Genomic DNA, 13,944 nt, shown 5'->3' on the forward strand with positions numbered 1-13,944 from the left:
GAGAGCCCAGCGCCATGAGCCTCTCCATGCTGGCGGGACTCACGCCCGAAAGCTATCGCCGGCATGCCCTGCATGGCGAGGACGCGGCGTGGCCCGAGAAGAACTGCTACGCCGACCTGTGGATCGGCTTCCTGCACACGCTGGGACTCGAGCCGCTCGCGATGCTGCCGTTCACGGTGGCGGTGGACTTCGAGGGCGACCAGTGGACCTTCTTCAAGCCGCCGCTGGAAGACCTGCGCGCGCTGTACGGCGTCGACGTGCAGGAACTCACCGTGTGGCGGCCGCTGCTGGAGCACGCCCAGGAGCACCTCGCCGCCGGCAAGCTGATCTGCACCGAGTCCGATGCGTTCTGGCTGCCCGACACGGCGGGCACCGATTACCGCCGCGCGCATGCCAAGACGACCATCCTGATGGCGCAGCTCGACGTGCAACGCGAGCGCCTGGGCTACTTCCACAACGCGGGCTACCACGAGCTCTCGGGCGAGGACTTCCGCCAGACCTTCCGGCTGGATGCACCGGACCCGGCTACCGCGATGCTGCCGCTGTTCGCGGAGCTGGTGCACATCGATCGCGTCGTGCGTCGCGACAGCGAGGAACTGCGCGAGCTGTCATTCGCCTTGCTGCGCCGTCACCACGCCTGGCGTCCCAGGAGCAATCCGTTCTCCCGGTTCGCGGCGCGGCTCGCACAGGACCTGCCCGCGATGCGTGCGCATGGGGTGGAGCACTACCACCGGTGGGCTTTTGCTTCCGTGCGGCAGGCGGGCGCGGCCTTCGAATTGCTGGGCGCCCACCTGCGCTGGCTCGCCGCGGACGGGGACCCGCAGCTGGCGCAGGCGGCCGCCTCGTTCGAGTCGATCGCGCAGGCCAACAAGACGCTGATCCTCAAGGGCGCGCGTGCGGTCGCCACCGGCAAGCCGCTCCAGGCCGACGAACTGCTGCAAGGCATGGCCGGCGACTGGGAGCAGGGAATGGGGCTGCTGGGGCGCTTGCTGCCGCAGGACTGAGCTCCCCAGACGAAGAAGGCACCCGGCCCGGTGTTGCCACCGGAGCGGGTGCCTGCTGGCGTCTGCTTGCTTCTTCAGGACCAGCGGAGGCGGGCGATCAGAAGCTCATTTCGCCCGAGGGGATCTTCCCCAGGCGCAGCGCCTGCACGGCCTCGGCGCGCACGGCCTGCACCGTCACGGACGACTTCGGCGCAGCGATCACGCGCGAGCCGTTCGGCTCCTGGCTGCGCGTGGTGGGCACGGTCGCCGCTTCGGCCATCACTTCGGCGCGCGTGCGGCTGCCGGCGGCCTGGATCGCGAACTGGGACGACAGCGGCGCATCGTCGGCGCGGGCGATGCTGGAAAAGGCGGAAGCGAGCGCGGCGAGGGTGGTAGCGGCAAACAGGAACTTGGCATTCATGGCGAGACCTCTTCATGAGTCGATGGAGACGATGGATCGGTGGGTGCGGGACTCTCCATCCCTTCCCGCTCTCACCGTGTCTCCACTGTAGGTGTCGCCCTTTAGCGCTGGCTTAGCGGTTTCTTAGGTGGGCGTGAGCGCCGCGGCAGAGAGCGCTTCCACCCGAGCGATGAGCCCGCTGCGGTCCTCGCGATTGCGCAGCGTGAGCCGCAGGCCGGAGCGCTCCGCGGCCGCCCGCGCGATGGACAGGCCCAGGCCGCTGCCGTTGCTGCCGTTGCCCGGCACGCGGAAGAAGCGGTCGAACACGCGCGGCAGCAGCTCCTGAGGGATGCCGGGGCCCGTGTCCACCACTTCGACCGCGACGCAGTTCGGCTCGCGCACCAGCCGCACGTCCACCACGCCGCCTTCGGGCGTGTAGCGCAACGCGTTCTCGATCAGGTTGTCCAGCAGGCTGCGCAGGTCGCCGGCATTGCAGGTCAGCGGGATCGGCGCATTGCCCGCTTCGGGACTCACGAGCCCCAGGTCGATGTTGCGCTGGTCCGCCAGCCCGATCAGCGTGTTCACGCTCTCGCGCAGCTGCGTGCGCAGGTCCACGATCGCCGGACCGTCGGCGCCGGCGCTTTCCTGGCGCGACAGGCGCAGCAACTGGTCGACCAGGCGCTGCGCCCGGCGCACGCCGGACTCGAGATGCGCGAAGCGCGCCTCGGCCGCCTTGCAGGTCATGTCGCTGCGCATGTTCTCCACCTGCAGGCCGATCGCGGCGATCGGCGTGCGCAGTTCATGCGCGGCGTCCTGCACGAAGCGCCGCTGCGTCGCGAAGGCGTCGCGCAGCCGGCGCAGCAGGCTGTTGAACGAGGTCACCAGCGGCACGATCTCCTGCGGCACGTTGGCCAGCGAGAGCTCGGCGATGTTGTGTTCGTCCTGCTGCGCGGCCTGCTGGCCGATGTCCTGCAGCGCGCGCGACATCGACCGGGCCACGCCCCACAGCGCGAACATGGCCAGCGGCACCATCAGCAGGAAAGGCGCGATGGCCGCGCCGGCGCGCTCGGCGCTCAGCTTGACGCGGAAGTCCTCGCTTTGCAGCACCTGCACCGTGTGCCCGCCCGGCTTGCTGGAAGGCAGCGTGTACACGCGCCAGGGATGGTCCTGCCGCTCGACGTCATGGAAGCCGGTGCCTTCCTGCAGCGGCAGCGTCGTCTCGGGAAACGAAGTGACCTGCAGCGAGCCGTCGGCCCCGAAGGTCTGGACCACGTACGAGCCCCACTGGAACACGCGCTCGGCGTTCAGCTGCGGCGGCTGCGGCATCTCGTTGTTCACCAGGGCGTCCGCGAGCTGCACCATCTGGTCGTCGAGGAACATCCCCACCATGTTGCGGTAGGACCACCAGGAGACCGCCGCCGAGCCCACGCCCACCAGCAGGAACATCGGGACCAGCCAGAGCATCAGCGCCCTGCGCATCGAGCACATCGGCCCGCTGGGAAAGACATGCCACTTCATGCTGCGCCCTCCATGCCGCCGGTGACCCGCCAGCCCAGGCCGCGTACGTTGCGGATCGCATCGGGTCCGAGCTTGCGGCGCATGCCGTGGATCAGGACGTCGACGGCGTTGCTGGTCACTTCCTCGCCCCAGCCGTAGATGCGGTTTTCCAGTTGCTCGCGCGACAGGATGGCGCCGGGCCGCTCCAGCAGCGCGTGCAGCAGCGCGAACTCGCGCGCGGAGAGCTGCGAACGCTCGCCCTGCACCAGCACCTCGCGGGTGGTGAGATCCAGCTGCATGGCCGTATTGCCGATCACCGAATGCGCGCTGCCGTCGCGGCGCCGGATCACCGCGCGCATGCGGGCGAGCAGTTCGCGCATCTCGTAGGGCTTCAGCAGGTAATCGTCGGCGCCCAGGTCCAGGCCATGCACGCGGTCGTCCACGCCGTCGCGCGCGGTGAGCACGAGCACCGGCGTCGTGTCGCCGCGGCTGCGCGCGTGGCGCAGGACCTCGACTCCATCGCGCTTGGGCAGGCCCAGGTCCAGCAGCACGCAGGCGTAGTCGCCGTCGTCCCAGGCGCTTTGCGCGAGCAGGCCGTCCTTCACCCAATCGACGGACCAGCCCTGGCCTTGCAGCGCCTCGCGCAGGCTGTGGCCGATCATCTCGTCGTCTTCGACCAGCAGGACTCTCATTGGGGCCCTCCTTGCCGGGGGGCGGAACGTAGCACGCAAGACATGGCATCTCTCCGGATCGGGACTCAAGCGTAGGTCTATTTTGTTAGCAGGCCATTAGCGACCACGCCCCGGAGGTGCTGCGAAAGCGCTACGCCAGCGCCCTTCCCGCCCGTCGCAGCCCGACGGCCGCCCGTCCCCGGATGGACAGCAAGGCGCCGGCAAGTGTGACAAACACGCCACTTCTCGCCCCTCACCCCTTCGCAAGTCTTTGATTTCCCTGACGCGGGAGGTTGCGATCGTTCGCGAGCCGCTTACAGTTGAGCCGTTGTTAGGTAAATCACGTAACCCTCTATTGAGGAGATCCCGTAAAGGAGTCGTTGAGATGAAAGTATTCAAGCTGATCCGTATCGCCGGCATCGCCGCCACCGCCCTGGCGTTGGCCTCTGGCGCTTCCGCCCAGACGCTGTTGAATAGCGCCAACGTCTCCGTCAGCGTGAACCTGACGAGCCAGTGCAAGCTGTCAGCCGCCGCTCCGACCTTGGCGGTGGACTTCGGCACCTATACCGCGTTCGGGGCCGCGACGACACCCAACCCGTCGATGACCTTCGACGTGTTGTGCACGCGCGGGTTCGGCGCGTCCCCCACCATCACCTGGGATGCCAACGCGGGCGCAGGCGTAATTTCCGGCCTGGCGTACTCGCTGAGCCTGGCAAACAGCGCTACTGTGCCAGGCACCGCCGCCACGGCGACGGTTGGCGCGACCCCGGCCACGCTCACGTTCAAATTGAGCGGCACCATGGCGTCCGGCCAAGCCGGTGACAATGCTGGGGCAGGCGCCCAGACCGCTACGCGCACGGTCACGCTCGCGTTCTGATCGCCCCGCCTCGGCTGGCTGTACCAAGGCATGAGGATGGCAGTGAGATCGATTGCACAGGGACTGATTCTGGCCTGCGCCGCGACGCTTGCAGTGGCTGGTGCCGCCGCCGCGAATTCGCTCTCGGCGGATGTGCAGGTGAAGGTCAACCTGGTGACCTCCTCGGGTGCGTGCGGGGCGACCGCCGGCGATCCGGCCGTGCAGGTCACGTGCCAGCTGCGCGGAGGTCCGCTCGTTCCCGCTGCTGGCGCCGTGCCGTACCAGCGCGTGAGCTCGGACAGCTTAGGCAGCCTCGGTGTTGCGAAGGAACGTCTCCCCGTCTACAGCTTCGGGACGAACATCAGCAGCTGGCGCATTGTTCAGCTCGATAATGACAGGTACCTGGAGCTGACCATCGCGTGGTGACATGACCCGAACATCGACAAGCAGGCGCGTTCTCTTTCTTCTCGCCGCCTGCGTCGCGGCGGCAACCGCCCACCCGGCGCTGGCCGGGTCCTTCTCCGTGAGTCCGGTGCGCATCTTCATGGAGGCGCGCGAGCGGGCCACGGGCGTCACGATCATCAACGAGGGCGACACGGACCTGGTGATGCAGGCCGAGCTCTTCGAGTGGAAACAGAAGCCCGACGGAACCGACGATCTCTTGCCCACCCAGGACCTGGTGCTCGCACCACCCATCCTGAAGCTGGGCAGGGGCGCACGCCAGACGGTGCGGTTGGCCAACCTGCGGCCGCCGGTGCCGGGCGAGCAACTGACCTATCGGCTCATCGTGCGCGAGGTGCCGGAAGCGCTGGCACCCAAGGACGGAGTGAAGATCCAGGTGGCGCTGGCCTTCTCGCTCCCGATCTTCATCACGCCGCCCGGGGCCAAACGCGAAATGGCCTGCACCGCCACCCGCACCAGCCCCACCGCCCTGCGGGCAAGCTGCGAAAACAAGGGGCACGCATACGCACAGCCGGCGAGCATCACGCTCTCCACCCCCTCCGGCAACACGCTGCTGACTTCCGAGATCAGGGGCGGCTACATCCTGCCCGGCGTGTCGCGCAACTTCGATCTGTCGAGCGATGGCTCGCGCATCCCGGGCGGACCTCTCAAGCTCCAGGTAACGCAGGATGACGGCTCGAAGCAGGTCTTCGATGTCCGGCTGCCGGAGTAAGCGCCGGTTCCAGGTCCGCACAATCCTGTGGTCGGCCATGCTGGCGTGCAGTGTCCTCCACGCCGCGCCATTGGCCGCCCAGAACCGCCAGCCGGAAACGGGCGAGCGCGTGCTGCCGGTGGAAGTCACCGTGAACGGCGGTGCCGGCGGCATCTGGCCGATCGTCGTGCGCGACGGCGTGCTGTACGCGCCAGCGGAAGCGTTCACGAACTGGCGCCTGCTCGTAAGGCCGGAGACACCCAGCATCGACTACCGGGGTTTTGCCTACGTCCCCATCGGCGCTGTCACCGGGGTCGAGAGCAAGCTTGATGTGGACAAGGCGACGCTCCAGCTCACCGTTCCTGGCGAAGCATTCATCTCGACACGCCTGTCGCGCGAATTGAGTCCAGTGCTTCCGCGAACACCCGTGGTGCCGGCAGTGTTCGTCAACTACGACCTGAATTACAGCCGGACTGGCGGGCCGGTGCCCACCGACGGCGTCGGCCTGATCGGTGAAGCCGGCACGAGCGGCAGATGGGGCGTGCTCACCCAGACCTTCGTCGCGCCCAATCTCGTGGGACAGAGTTCGCAAGGACTCACGCGTCTCGAGACCACGTTCCGTCGAGACTTTCCCGACCAGGGCTACACGTTGATCGGCGGCGACAGCATGCTGCGCACCGGGCTGCTCGGACGCAACGCTTACTTCGGCGGCGTCCAGTTCGGAACGAACTTCAGCCTGGCGCCGTATATCAACCGCCAACCCGTGCCGTTGATTGCCGGGCAGACCAGTACCCCGTCGACCGTGCAGTTGTACGTCAACGACGTTCTGCGGCAGACGAACAACGTTCCGGCCGGCCCGTTCGCGGTCGACAACATGCCCACCCTCACCGGCAATGGCGAAGTGACCGTGCGAGTGCGCGACATCCTCGGCCGCGAGACCGTCATCACCCAGCCGTTCGTCGTGACCTCGGACCTACTTGCTCCGGGCGTCAACGACTGGAGCGTCGAGGCGGGCAAGCTGCGCCGTAACCTCGGGAGCGCGAGCTGGGATTACGGTGATCCGTTCGTGTCCGGTTTGCTGCGTCGCGGCCTCACCAACACCACCACCGCGGAGGGACGCATTGAAGTCGCGAAGGGACGAAGCGGCCTGGGACTCGCCGGCGTGCAGGCCGTCGGTTCTGACGTGCTCGTGCGCGCAGGCGCGATGGCGAGCCAGAACGACCGGCTGGGAAACGGCTCGCGCTGGCTGCTCGGGCTCGAGCGATTGGCGTACAGCGGCAACATGTCGCTCATGGTGGAGGGGAACAGCCGCGCTTTCCGCAGCCTCGGCGAAGAAGACACCGACCCGCCTGTGAACCTGCAGGTGGCGGCCCAGGGGAGTTGGTCGTTCCCGTGGGGTCGCGTGGGCGTGGCGCTCGCCTACCAGAAGCCGTTCATCGCCGACCCCGTGACGACGGCTTCCCTCAACTACAGCATCCCTCTGCCAGCCCAGTCGCAATTGAGCGTGTACTACACGCGCGCGATGACACGCAACGATGCGTACACCATGGGCGCGCTCCTGACCGTGCCACTGGACCGCACGACCAACACCGCCACTTCCGTGCAGCGCCAGGGCGGACGCAACGAGTTCTATACGAGCGCGACGCACACGCCGGACGGACCCTTCGGGGTGGGCTGGCGCACGCTCGTTGCCAAGCAAGGACAGGAGCGGGCTGAGGCCGGAGTGAACTGGCTGACGCCGTACGGCCTGTTCACTGCCGAAGGTTCGGTCCGCCCGCACGAAACCGACGTGCGGCTCGGCGCGGTCGGTGGCGCCGTGTGGACCGAAGGACAGGTGTTCGCGGTGCCGCGGTTCGACAACAGCGCCGCGCTGGTGTCCGTCCCGGGCCAGCCGCGGGTGGGCGTGGGCCTTGGCGCCCAGGCAACGCAGCGCACCGACGGGAACGGCATGAGCCTTCTGGGCGGGCTGACAGCGTACGAGGCGAACCACGTCCGACTGAACGCGAACGACCTGCCACTGTCCGCCGAAGTCGATTCGCTGGAGCAAGAGATCGTGCCGCCGTACCGGTCGGTGGCCAAGGTGGAATTCGCCGTTCGCGGCGGCAAGGCGGCTCTCATGACCATCACTTTCGACGACGGCCAGCCGGCGCCACCTGGTGCCACCGTGACCCTCGAGGGGGAAAGCCAGGAAGCCATGGTCGCACGGCATGGCGAGGCCTACGTCAGCGGACTCAAGGACACGAACCGGCTGCGGCTGCACTGGCAAGGGCACGAATGCGCGCTCACCCTGCAGTTGCCGGCCGACGCGCCCGATATTTCCCGGGTCGGTCCGCTGCGCTGCACGGGAGTACCGCGATGAGCAAGATCCTGCACCGCCTCCTGCTCGGCGCGGCCGCGCTGCTCTGTAGCATGCCCGGCTGGAGCGCCATCACCTGCTCCACCGCAGTCAATCCATCGAGCGTCAACCTGATCTACAACAACACCTCGGTCTCGGCTCAGGGCACGGTGGACATCACCTGCATGCGCGATCCCAGCGTCGACCCGAGCCATCAAACCTTCTGGATCGGAATGACCCAGACCCCCGCGGGACGGAATGCGCCACTCGATGTGGATGCAACCAAGACGATCAACTATGTCGTTTACCACTCCACCACGACGCGCGGAGTGTGGACGGAGGCCGGCAGCGCCGCTGCCGGCAGCACCGCGAATGGGGCAATCGTCGACAAGCAGAACTTCCACGCCGGCAGCACGCTGAGCCTGTCGTACACCTTCACGCTGAACATCCCCGCAGGACAGGCACCCAAGCCCGCCGGCGTCTACCTCGACACTGTACCGATCACGGTGCGCGACACGGACGGTGCCGGCGCGATCCTCTCCACCGCGTCGTTCAACGTGTACATCAGCATTCCGCGCAGCTGCCGCTTCAGCACACCTCCCAGCGGTATCAACGTGAATTACACGGCGTTCTCGCCGACTGCGGTCACGGGCAGCAGTTCCTTCGCCATCACGTGCACGCAAGGCACCACCTACACGATCGCGCTGGACCAGGCGCGCAGCGTCGTGCCGACCGTGGGCCTCGCGTACGGGCTCTCGCTCACCGCCAGCGGCATCAACACCGGCACCGCACTCGCGCAGCCGTACAGCGTGAATATCAGCGTCGATGCGAAGCAGCCAGGCTCCTGCAACGTGTCCACTTGCAGCGGCACCGACACGCGGACCTTGACCGTTTCGTACTGAGCTGCGCGGCGAAGCACGCGCAGTCATGCAGCGGAAGGGATCCGTCGGTCGTTCCAACCGTCACCTGCTCACCGCCAGCTGCGCGCCCGGCGCTTGCACGGCCGGGCTGCGCGCGGGACGCGCTTCCACCTCGATGCGTGCCACGAACTCGGGCCGACGTTCCGCCGGCTCGAGGCTGCGCGGCCACTCGCGCGAACCCGGATCGAGCACCAGCGCCTGCACCATGCGCACGCCGGCCACCGTAAGTGGCTCGCCATCGACACGGCGCTCGTAGATCACCTGAATGAGGACCATCGCGTGCTGCTGGGCGGCCAGCAGCAAGGGCCTGCCCTGCGCGAGCTCATCGAGGACTTCGGGCGCGGCGAGGCCGAAGGACCGGCGCCATGGCGGAAGTGGCCGGGAAGAGATCACCACCGCGCGCCCCTGCGCGTCGTTCCAGCCACGGTTCAGGAGAGCAGCCACGGCCTGCATGCTTGCCCGCTCGTTCGCAGCAAGCCCGAACGCGGTGCGTACCACCTCGTCCTGCGGCACGTCCAGACCGTAGCGCCTCAGGATCATCGCGATGCTGGCAGCCCAGCACCAGCTGCTGGCGTGTTGCGCCTGGAACATCACGGCCATCTCCGCCGTGCGCAGCCCAGTCACGCAGCGGACCACGCCCGCCTCAGCGGCGGGAGCGCAGATCGTCCTCGCACCAGCGGGAAGAGCGCGAAACGGGGCAAGGCTGGTCAGCAAGACCAGTGCGGGAACGATCCGCGGAACAGCCCAGTGCGCCATGATCCTCTCCTCGTCGGAGTCCCGGGCGGGAACGGAACGCGGAGCATGCGCTTGTGAGAATGACGAGGCAATGCCCGAAGGGCAGGTGTTCCCCTCTTCAGATGAGGCCCACGGGGACCACCCGCCGAGCGGACGCGCGGAGAGCGCCGGGTGGCCCCGCCGCGCAGATCAGCGCCGCCTCAGACCGCTCCCGGCGGCATCGCCGCCGCGTCGTCGATATCCACCGGCACCTCGCCGAACGCGTTCGGCCCCGTCCCTGGCTGCGCCATCCAGTAGACGATCAGGAGAAAGCCGACCACCGGGATCAGCCCGACCAACTGCCACCAGCCGCTCTTGTTCACGTCGTGCAGGCGGCGGGTGCCGGCGGCCAGCCCGGGGATGAGCAGGCCGAGGTTGAGCAGCATGTTGAGCAGGTGCAGGTGCAGGATGCCGAGGATCGCCGACACCACGAACCACGCCAGCATGAAGTACCAGAACTCCGCGCGGCCGGCGCGCCCGCTGAAGTCCGCATACTTGTCGCGCACGCACCGCATCACGGCTTGCTGGACGGCTTGCTTGAACTCCATGGGACCTCCCTCGAGTAGAGCGTGCCCATGATACGAAGCGCGGCGTGGAACGCAAGAGAGCGAGCGGCGCTCAGAGGCTGGCGTTCCAGTCGGCGTCCTCCCGCACCAGGGCGCGCAGGTGGAGCAAGGCCTGCTTGTGGATCTGCGAGATGCGGCCCTTGCTCAGGCTCAGCGTCTCGGCGATGTGGTCGAACGGCACGTCCTGCAGGTAATGGCTGCGAATCACCGTCCGTTCGTGCGCCGGCAGGCCGTCCACAGCATGCAGCAGGCGGTCGCGCAGCTGCCGCATCGCCACGCTGCGGTAGAACGGTTCGACGCAGCCGTCGGCGCTCTCGACCATCCCGGTGCCTTCGAGCAACCAGCACAACGCCAGGCCGATGCCGACCTCGGAGACGAAGCGCAGCAGGTGCTCCGGGTCCTGCGCTGCACCGGGCACCCTGCCCTGCGCGGCCATCGCCTTGACTTCCTGCAGCCGCTCGCTGCGCAGCCGCTGGCGCGCCGCGATCTGTTGCTGCTTTTCCGTCATTCGCTCGAGCCCGTCGAGGATGGCGCCATGCATCCGGCGGGCGGCGAAGGTCCTGAACTGGACCCCGCGCGCCGGATCGAACCGGTCCAGCGCCTCTACGAGACCGATCGAGGCCAGCTGCAGGTAGTCGCCGAACTCGACCTCGTCGTGGTACCTCCGGCCGAAGTAGACGCCGGCCAAAATCTTCGCGTACGGCAGGTGCATCTCGAGCAAGCGGGCCCGCGCGTCCGCATCCCCTGCGGCCCGCAAGCGCTGCCACAAGCCAGCTTCCGCTTCGGCGGGGTCGCGCCGGGGCTCCATGGGTTCAATGGAAGGAGCCCACGAGCGCCTTCAGCACCAGCGCCCAGCCGTCCACGAGCACGAACACGAGGATCTTCAGCGGCAAGGCGATGGTGGTGGGCGGCAACACGAGAATGCCGGCCACGGCATCGCCCTTCACGAACTTCGACGCACCGTCCATGGCCCCGTAGAAGCCTGCTTCCTTCTCTAGCGTCTTGCGCCGCCGCTGCGCCTCCGCCTGGTCGATGAAGCCCATGTTCAGGTCGGCATCGATGCTCATTTGCTGGCCCGGCATGCTGTCCAGGGTGAAGCGCGCGGCGACCTCGGAGACGCGTTGCGCGCCGCTCGTGACGACCACGAACTGCACGATGATCAGGATGAGGAACACGATCAGCCCGACGACGACGTTGCCGCCGACGACGTAGGAACCGATCGCGGCGATGACGCGCCCGGCGTCGCCCTCGGCCAGGATCAGGCGCGTCGCCGCCACGTTGAGCGCCAGGCGGAACAGGGTGGCCACCAGCAGGAGCGACGGGAAGGTGGAGAACTCCACCGGGCGCGCCATGTAGAAGGTGAGCAGCAGGACGAGCAGGGCGAAGCTGAAGTTCGCCAGGATCAGGAAGTCCAGCAGGCCGCGCGGGATCGGCACGAACAGCACCATCAGCACGCTGAGGACGGCGAGCACCATCGCCACGTCGGTGTTGCGGCCCAGGAGCGAACGCAGCGCCTTCATCGACGCGCTCCATTTACGGTCGCGCGCTGCTGCCGCATCGCGAGGACCCAGACGATGATCCGCGCCACTTCCGCATGGAAGCTCTCCGGCAGCAAGTCGTCCAGGCCCGCTTCGCGGAAGAGCCGGCGGGTGAGCGGCGGGTTCTGCACGACCACGATGCCGTGGCGCGCCGCGATCGCGCGCATGGCGGCGGCGAGCTGGCCCGCGCCTTTGGCCACGACCCGCGGGGCTTCCATCTTGCCGTGGACGTACTGCAGTGCGACGGCGAAGTGCGTCGGGTTGGTCAGCACCACGTCGGCGTTGCGCGTGTTGCGCAGCGACCGGCTGCGCTGCATCAGGTCCCGGCGCAGCTCGCGCATCCGGCTGCGGATGCGCGGGTCGCCTTCACGCTGGCGGAATTCGTCCTTCAGCTCGCGGCGGCTCATGCGCATCTTGCGGCTGAACTCGCGCCGCGTGAACAGCATGTCGACGATCGCGACCAGGGCCAGCGCCGCGGCCATCTTCCAGCCCAGGCTCACGAGGTCGGACAGGGCAGTCTGCAGGAAGCTCGCGGGCGGCAGCGCCGTGAGCACGGCAAACTGCGTGCGCAACGCGGCGAGCGCCAGCCCCCCGGCGAGCCCCAGGACGAGCAGCTTCGCGCAGGCCCGGAATCCGTCGAACAAGGTGCGCAGCGAGAACACCCGACGCAAGCCGGTGGCCGGGTTGAGCCGCTGGAAGTCCACGTGCAGGGCACTCGGCGAGAACACCATGCCGGTCTGCGCGACCGAGGCGACCAGCGCAGCCAGGGGGAGCCCGATGAAAAGGGGCGCGAGGATGCCGGCTGCGCCGCGCGCCAGTTGGCCTGCCAGCGTTCCGATGCCATGGCCGCTCGCATCGACCGCCGCCACCTGCACCAGTGCCGCATGGAACAGCCGCAGCAGCGCGGCGGCGGACGCTTCGCCCTGCCACGCCAGCCACGCCACCCCGCTCGCGAACACGGTCGCGGCCACCGCATCGAGGCTGCGCGGTGTCTGCGCCTGTTCGCGCGCCTTCTGCAGCTTGAAGGGCGTCGCGGCTTCGCTGCGGTCGATGTCGGCTTCGGCCATCAGCGCAGCCCTTGCGCAAACCACGCGCTCCAGGCCTGGTAGATGGCCTGATACAGCCGACGCGCCGGCGCTCCGAAGCCCGCTGCCCACACGGACAAAGCCAGCAGCCCCAGCGTGATCTTGAGCGGCAGCCCCACCATGAAGATGTTCATCTGCGGCAGGTTGCGCGACACGACGGCCAGCACGAAGTCCAGCAGCAACAATCCCAGCACGACGGGCGACGCCAGTGCGAAACCGAGCGTAAACAGGCCCGCACCCTGCCGGACCATGGGCTCCGCCGCACCGCCCAGAACCCAGTCGCCACCCACCGGGAAGCGCTCGACGCTGAACGCGATGCCGCGCAGCAGCGCGTGGTGACCGTCCACCAGGAAGAAGAACAGGACGGCGAGCAGGCCGAACAGCGCCGAGACGATCGGGATGCGCGCGCGCGTGAGCGGATCGAACACCTGCGCGAGGCCGAAGCCGACCTGCACGTCGACCAGCCGGCCTGCAAGCGAGAAGCCCGCGAACGCGAGCAGCACGCCCAGACCCAGCGTGGCGCCGATCGCCGCCTCGCGCAGCAGCGCGCCGAACAGGCTGCCGGTGTCCTGCAGCAGCACGCTCGTGCGGGCTGCGAAGGGGAGTGCCAGCGCGCAGGACAGCGCGACGACCAGCAGCACCCGCACCAGCACCGGGACGTTCACGGCGTACAGCACGGGCGTGAGCAGCAGGACCGCCGCGATGCGCGCCGCCAGCAGCAGCACCGCCGTGATCCACGACATGCCCAGGAGCGAGACGATCTGCTGCATAGCTCCCGCCTCAGAACATCGCGGGAATGCGCGTCCACAGCGCGATCGTGAACCCGCAGAGCGTGCGCAGCATCCAGGGACCGAAAGCGACCATTGCGACCCCGGCCGCGACCAGTTTCGGCACGAAGCTGATCGACGCCTCCTGGATCGAGGTCACCACCTGCAGCACGCTGACCACGAGCCCCACCAGGACGGTGATGCCGAGGATGGGCAGGCACACCAGCAATCCGGTCCAGAACAGGTCGGCGGTGAGTTTCAGGGCCAGGTCGCTGTGCACGGGGTCCTCCTTGGAGTGGCCGACTTTGCGCGCCATGGCCCACGCTGTTTAGTGCGGCAAGTCACAGACGCCGGCCGACTTCGGACCTCCTTCGAATGCAGGCGGCACGGCTTGCGCGG

The 13,944-nt window shown here is 68.1% G+C and carries 16 protein-coding genes; 6 read left to right on the forward strand and 10 right to left on the reverse strand.

The window, feature by feature from the left end:
* Nucleotides 1-14: 14 nt before the first annotated feature.
* Entirely contained in the window at nucleotides 15-1,004 is a 990-nt protein-coding gene (locus tag JJB11_RS04135) for a DUF1839 family protein (protein WP_201166619.1), read from the forward strand.
* A 97-nt stretch (nucleotides 1,005-1,101) separates the two neighbouring features.
* On the opposite strand, the gene JJB11_RS04140 is transcribed toward JJB11_RS04135, so the two are convergent.
* The 3 genes from JJB11_RS04140 to JJB11_RS04150 all read right to left on the reverse strand — a co-directional run bounded on the left by JJB11_RS04140 (nucleotide 1,102) and on the right by JJB11_RS04150 (nucleotide 3,572).
* The gene (locus tag JJB11_RS04140) at nucleotides 1,102-1,404 is read right to left on the reverse strand and encodes a DUF4148 domain-containing protein (RefSeq protein WP_201166620.1); all 303 of its coding nucleotides are present in this window, start codon (nucleotides 1,402-1,404) and stop codon (nucleotides 1,102-1,104) included.
* A gap of 123 nt (nucleotides 1,405-1,527) precedes the next feature.
* Entirely contained in the window at nucleotides 1,528-2,901 is a 1,374-nt protein-coding gene (locus JJB11_RS04145; RefSeq protein ID WP_201166621.1) for an ATP-binding protein, read from the reverse strand.
* Complete coding sequence (locus tag JJB11_RS04150; RefSeq protein WP_201166622.1) at nucleotides 2,898-3,572, reverse strand: response regulator; 675 nt, start codon at nucleotides 3,570-3,572, stop codon at nucleotides 2,898-2,900. The genes JJB11_RS04145 and JJB11_RS04150 overlap by 4 nt, the downstream gene beginning before the upstream one ends.
* A gap of 364 nt (nucleotides 3,573-3,936) precedes the next feature.
* On the opposite strand from JJB11_RS04150, the gene JJB11_RS04155 reads away from it, so the two are divergent.
* From JJB11_RS04155 to JJB11_RS04175, 5 genes are read left to right on the forward strand one after another with little or no spacing between them, the layout of a single operon-like run.
* Complete coding sequence (locus JJB11_RS04155; protein WP_201166623.1) at nucleotides 3,937-4,428, forward strand: hypothetical protein; 492 nt, start codon at nucleotides 3,937-3,939, stop codon at nucleotides 4,426-4,428.
* A 36-nt stretch (nucleotides 4,429-4,464) separates the two neighbouring features.
* Nucleotides 4,465-4,833 carry a hypothetical protein gene (locus JJB11_RS04160; protein WP_201166624.1) on the forward strand — a complete coding sequence of 123 codons (369 nt, stop codon included), beginning with the start codon at nucleotides 4,465-4,467 and terminating at the stop codon, nucleotides 4,831-4,833.
* 1 nt (nucleotide 4,834) lies between these two features.
* Nucleotides 4,835-5,581, forward strand: a complete 747-nt coding sequence (locus JJB11_RS04165; RefSeq protein ID WP_201166625.1) for a fimbrial biogenesis chaperone — start codon at nucleotides 4,835-4,837, stop codon at nucleotides 5,579-5,581.
* 37 nt (nucleotides 5,582-5,618) lie between these two features.
* The gene (locus JJB11_RS04170; RefSeq protein WP_201166626.1) at nucleotides 5,619-7,919 is read left to right on the forward strand and encodes a fimbria/pilus outer membrane usher protein; all 2,301 of its coding nucleotides are present in this window, start codon (nucleotides 5,619-5,621) and stop codon (nucleotides 7,917-7,919) included.
* A complete protein-coding gene (locus tag JJB11_RS04175) occupies nucleotides 7,916-8,797 on the forward strand; it encodes a spore coat protein U domain-containing protein (protein ID WP_201166627.1) in 882 nt (293 codons plus the stop codon). The genes JJB11_RS04170 and JJB11_RS04175 overlap by 4 nt, the downstream gene beginning before the upstream one ends.
* A gap of 60 nt (nucleotides 8,798-8,857) precedes the next feature.
* On the opposite strand, the gene JJB11_RS04180 is transcribed toward JJB11_RS04175, so the two are convergent.
* The 7 genes from JJB11_RS04180 to JJB11_RS04210 form a co-directional block, all read right to left on the reverse strand.
* Nucleotides 8,858-9,406: a cysteine peptidase family C39 domain-containing protein gene (locus JJB11_RS04180; RefSeq protein ID WP_201166628.1), complete on the reverse strand. Its 549-nt coding sequence runs from the start codon at nucleotides 9,404-9,406 to the stop codon at nucleotides 8,858-8,860.
* Between the two features lie 344 nt (nucleotides 9,407-9,750).
* Nucleotides 9,751-10,137, reverse strand: a complete 387-nt coding sequence (locus JJB11_RS04185; protein ID WP_201166629.1) for a DUF805 domain-containing protein — start codon at nucleotides 10,135-10,137, stop codon at nucleotides 9,751-9,753.
* Nucleotides 10,138-10,207: 70 nt separating this feature from the next.
* Complete coding sequence (locus JJB11_RS04190; RefSeq protein ID WP_201166630.1) at nucleotides 10,208-10,963, reverse strand: sigma-70 family RNA polymerase sigma factor; 756 nt, start codon at nucleotides 10,961-10,963, stop codon at nucleotides 10,208-10,210.
* Nucleotides 10,964-10,967: 4 nt separating this feature from the next.
* On the reverse strand, nucleotides 10,968-11,675 hold the full coding sequence (locus JJB11_RS04195; protein WP_201166631.1) for an FHIPEP family type III secretion protein: 708 nt from the start codon (nucleotides 11,673-11,675) through the stop codon (nucleotides 10,968-10,970).
* Nucleotides 11,672-12,760, reverse strand: coding sequence for an EscU/YscU/HrcU family type III secretion system export apparatus switch protein (locus JJB11_RS04200; protein WP_201166632.1), 1,089 nt, complete (start codon nucleotides 12,758-12,760; stop codon nucleotides 11,672-11,674). The genes JJB11_RS04195 and JJB11_RS04200 overlap by 4 nt, the downstream gene beginning before the upstream one ends.
* Complete coding sequence (gene fliR, locus JJB11_RS04205) at nucleotides 12,760-13,548, reverse strand: flagellar biosynthetic protein FliR (RefSeq protein WP_201166633.1); 789 nt, start codon at nucleotides 13,546-13,548, stop codon at nucleotides 12,760-12,762. Before fliR ends, JJB11_RS04200 begins: the two co-directional genes overlap by 1 nt.
* Nucleotides 13,549-13,558: 10 nt before the next feature.
* Nucleotides 13,559-13,861 carry a flagellar biosynthetic protein FliQ gene (locus JJB11_RS04210; RefSeq protein WP_201166634.1) on the reverse strand — a complete coding sequence of 101 codons (303 nt, stop codon included), beginning with the start codon at nucleotides 13,859-13,861 and terminating at the stop codon, nucleotides 13,559-13,561.
* Between the last annotated feature and the right edge of the window lie 83 nt (nucleotides 13,862-13,944).

This window comes from Ramlibacter ginsenosidimutans, from assembly GCF_016654015.1.
Classification (GTDB): domain Bacteria; phylum Pseudomonadota; class Gammaproteobacteria; order Burkholderiales; family Burkholderiaceae_C; genus Ramlibacter; species Ramlibacter ginsenosidimutans.

Coding starts and splice junctions, on each gene's coding strand:
- JJB11_RS04145 (WP_201166621.1), bottom strand. CDS start 2,901: ATGAAGTGGCATGTCTTTCCCAGCGGGCCGATGTGCTCGATGCGCAGG.
- fliR (WP_201166633.1), bottom strand. CDS start 13,548: ATGCAGCAGATCGTCTCGCTCCTGGGCATGTCGTGGATCACGGCGGTG.
- JJB11_RS04175 (WP_201166627.1), top strand. CDS start 7,916: ATGAGCAAGATCCTGCACCGCCTCCTGCTCGGCGCGGCCGCGCTGCTC.
- JJB11_RS04210 (WP_201166634.1), bottom strand. CDS start 13,861: ATGGCGCGCAAAGTCGGCCACTCCAAGGAGGACCCCGTGCACAGCGAC.
- JJB11_RS04165 (WP_201166625.1), top strand. CDS start 4,835: ATGACCCGAACATCGACAAGCAGGCGCGTTCTCTTTCTTCTCGCCGCC.
- JJB11_RS04180 (WP_201166628.1), bottom strand. CDS start 9,406: ATGTTCCAGGCGCAACACGCCAGCAGCTGGTGCTGGGCTGCCAGCATC.
- JJB11_RS04200 (WP_201166632.1), bottom strand. CDS start 12,760: ATGGCCGAAGCCGACATCGACCGCAGCGAAGCCGCGACGCCCTTCAAG.
- JJB11_RS04195 (WP_201166631.1), bottom strand. CDS start 11,675: ATGAAGGCGCTGCGTTCGCTCCTGGGCCGCAACACCGACGTGGCGATG.
- JJB11_RS04185 (WP_201166629.1), bottom strand. CDS start 10,137: ATGGAGTTCAAGCAAGCCGTCCAGCAAGCCGTGATGCGGTGCGTGCGC.
- JJB11_RS04150 (WP_201166622.1), bottom strand. CDS start 3,572: ATGAGAGTCCTGCTGGTCGAAGACGACGAGATGATCGGCCACAGCCTG.
- JJB11_RS04190 (WP_201166630.1), bottom strand. CDS start 10,963: ATGGAGCCCCGGCGCGACCCCGCCGAAGCGGAAGCTGGCTTGTGGCAG.
- JJB11_RS04155 (WP_201166623.1), top strand. CDS start 3,937: ATGAAAGTATTCAAGCTGATCCGTATCGCCGGCATCGCCGCCACCGCC.
- JJB11_RS04140 (WP_201166620.1), bottom strand. CDS start 1,404: ATGAATGCCAAGTTCCTGTTTGCCGCTACCACCCTCGCCGCGCTCGCT.
- JJB11_RS04170 (WP_201166626.1), top strand. CDS start 5,619: ATGCTGGCGTGCAGTGTCCTCCACGCCGCGCCATTGGCCGCCCAGAAC.
- JJB11_RS04135 (WP_201166619.1), top strand. CDS start 15: ATGAGCCTCTCCATGCTGGCGGGACTCACGCCCGAAAGCTATCGCCGG.
- JJB11_RS04160 (WP_201166624.1), top strand. CDS start 4,465: ATGGCAGTGAGATCGATTGCACAGGGACTGATTCTGGCCTGCGCCGCG.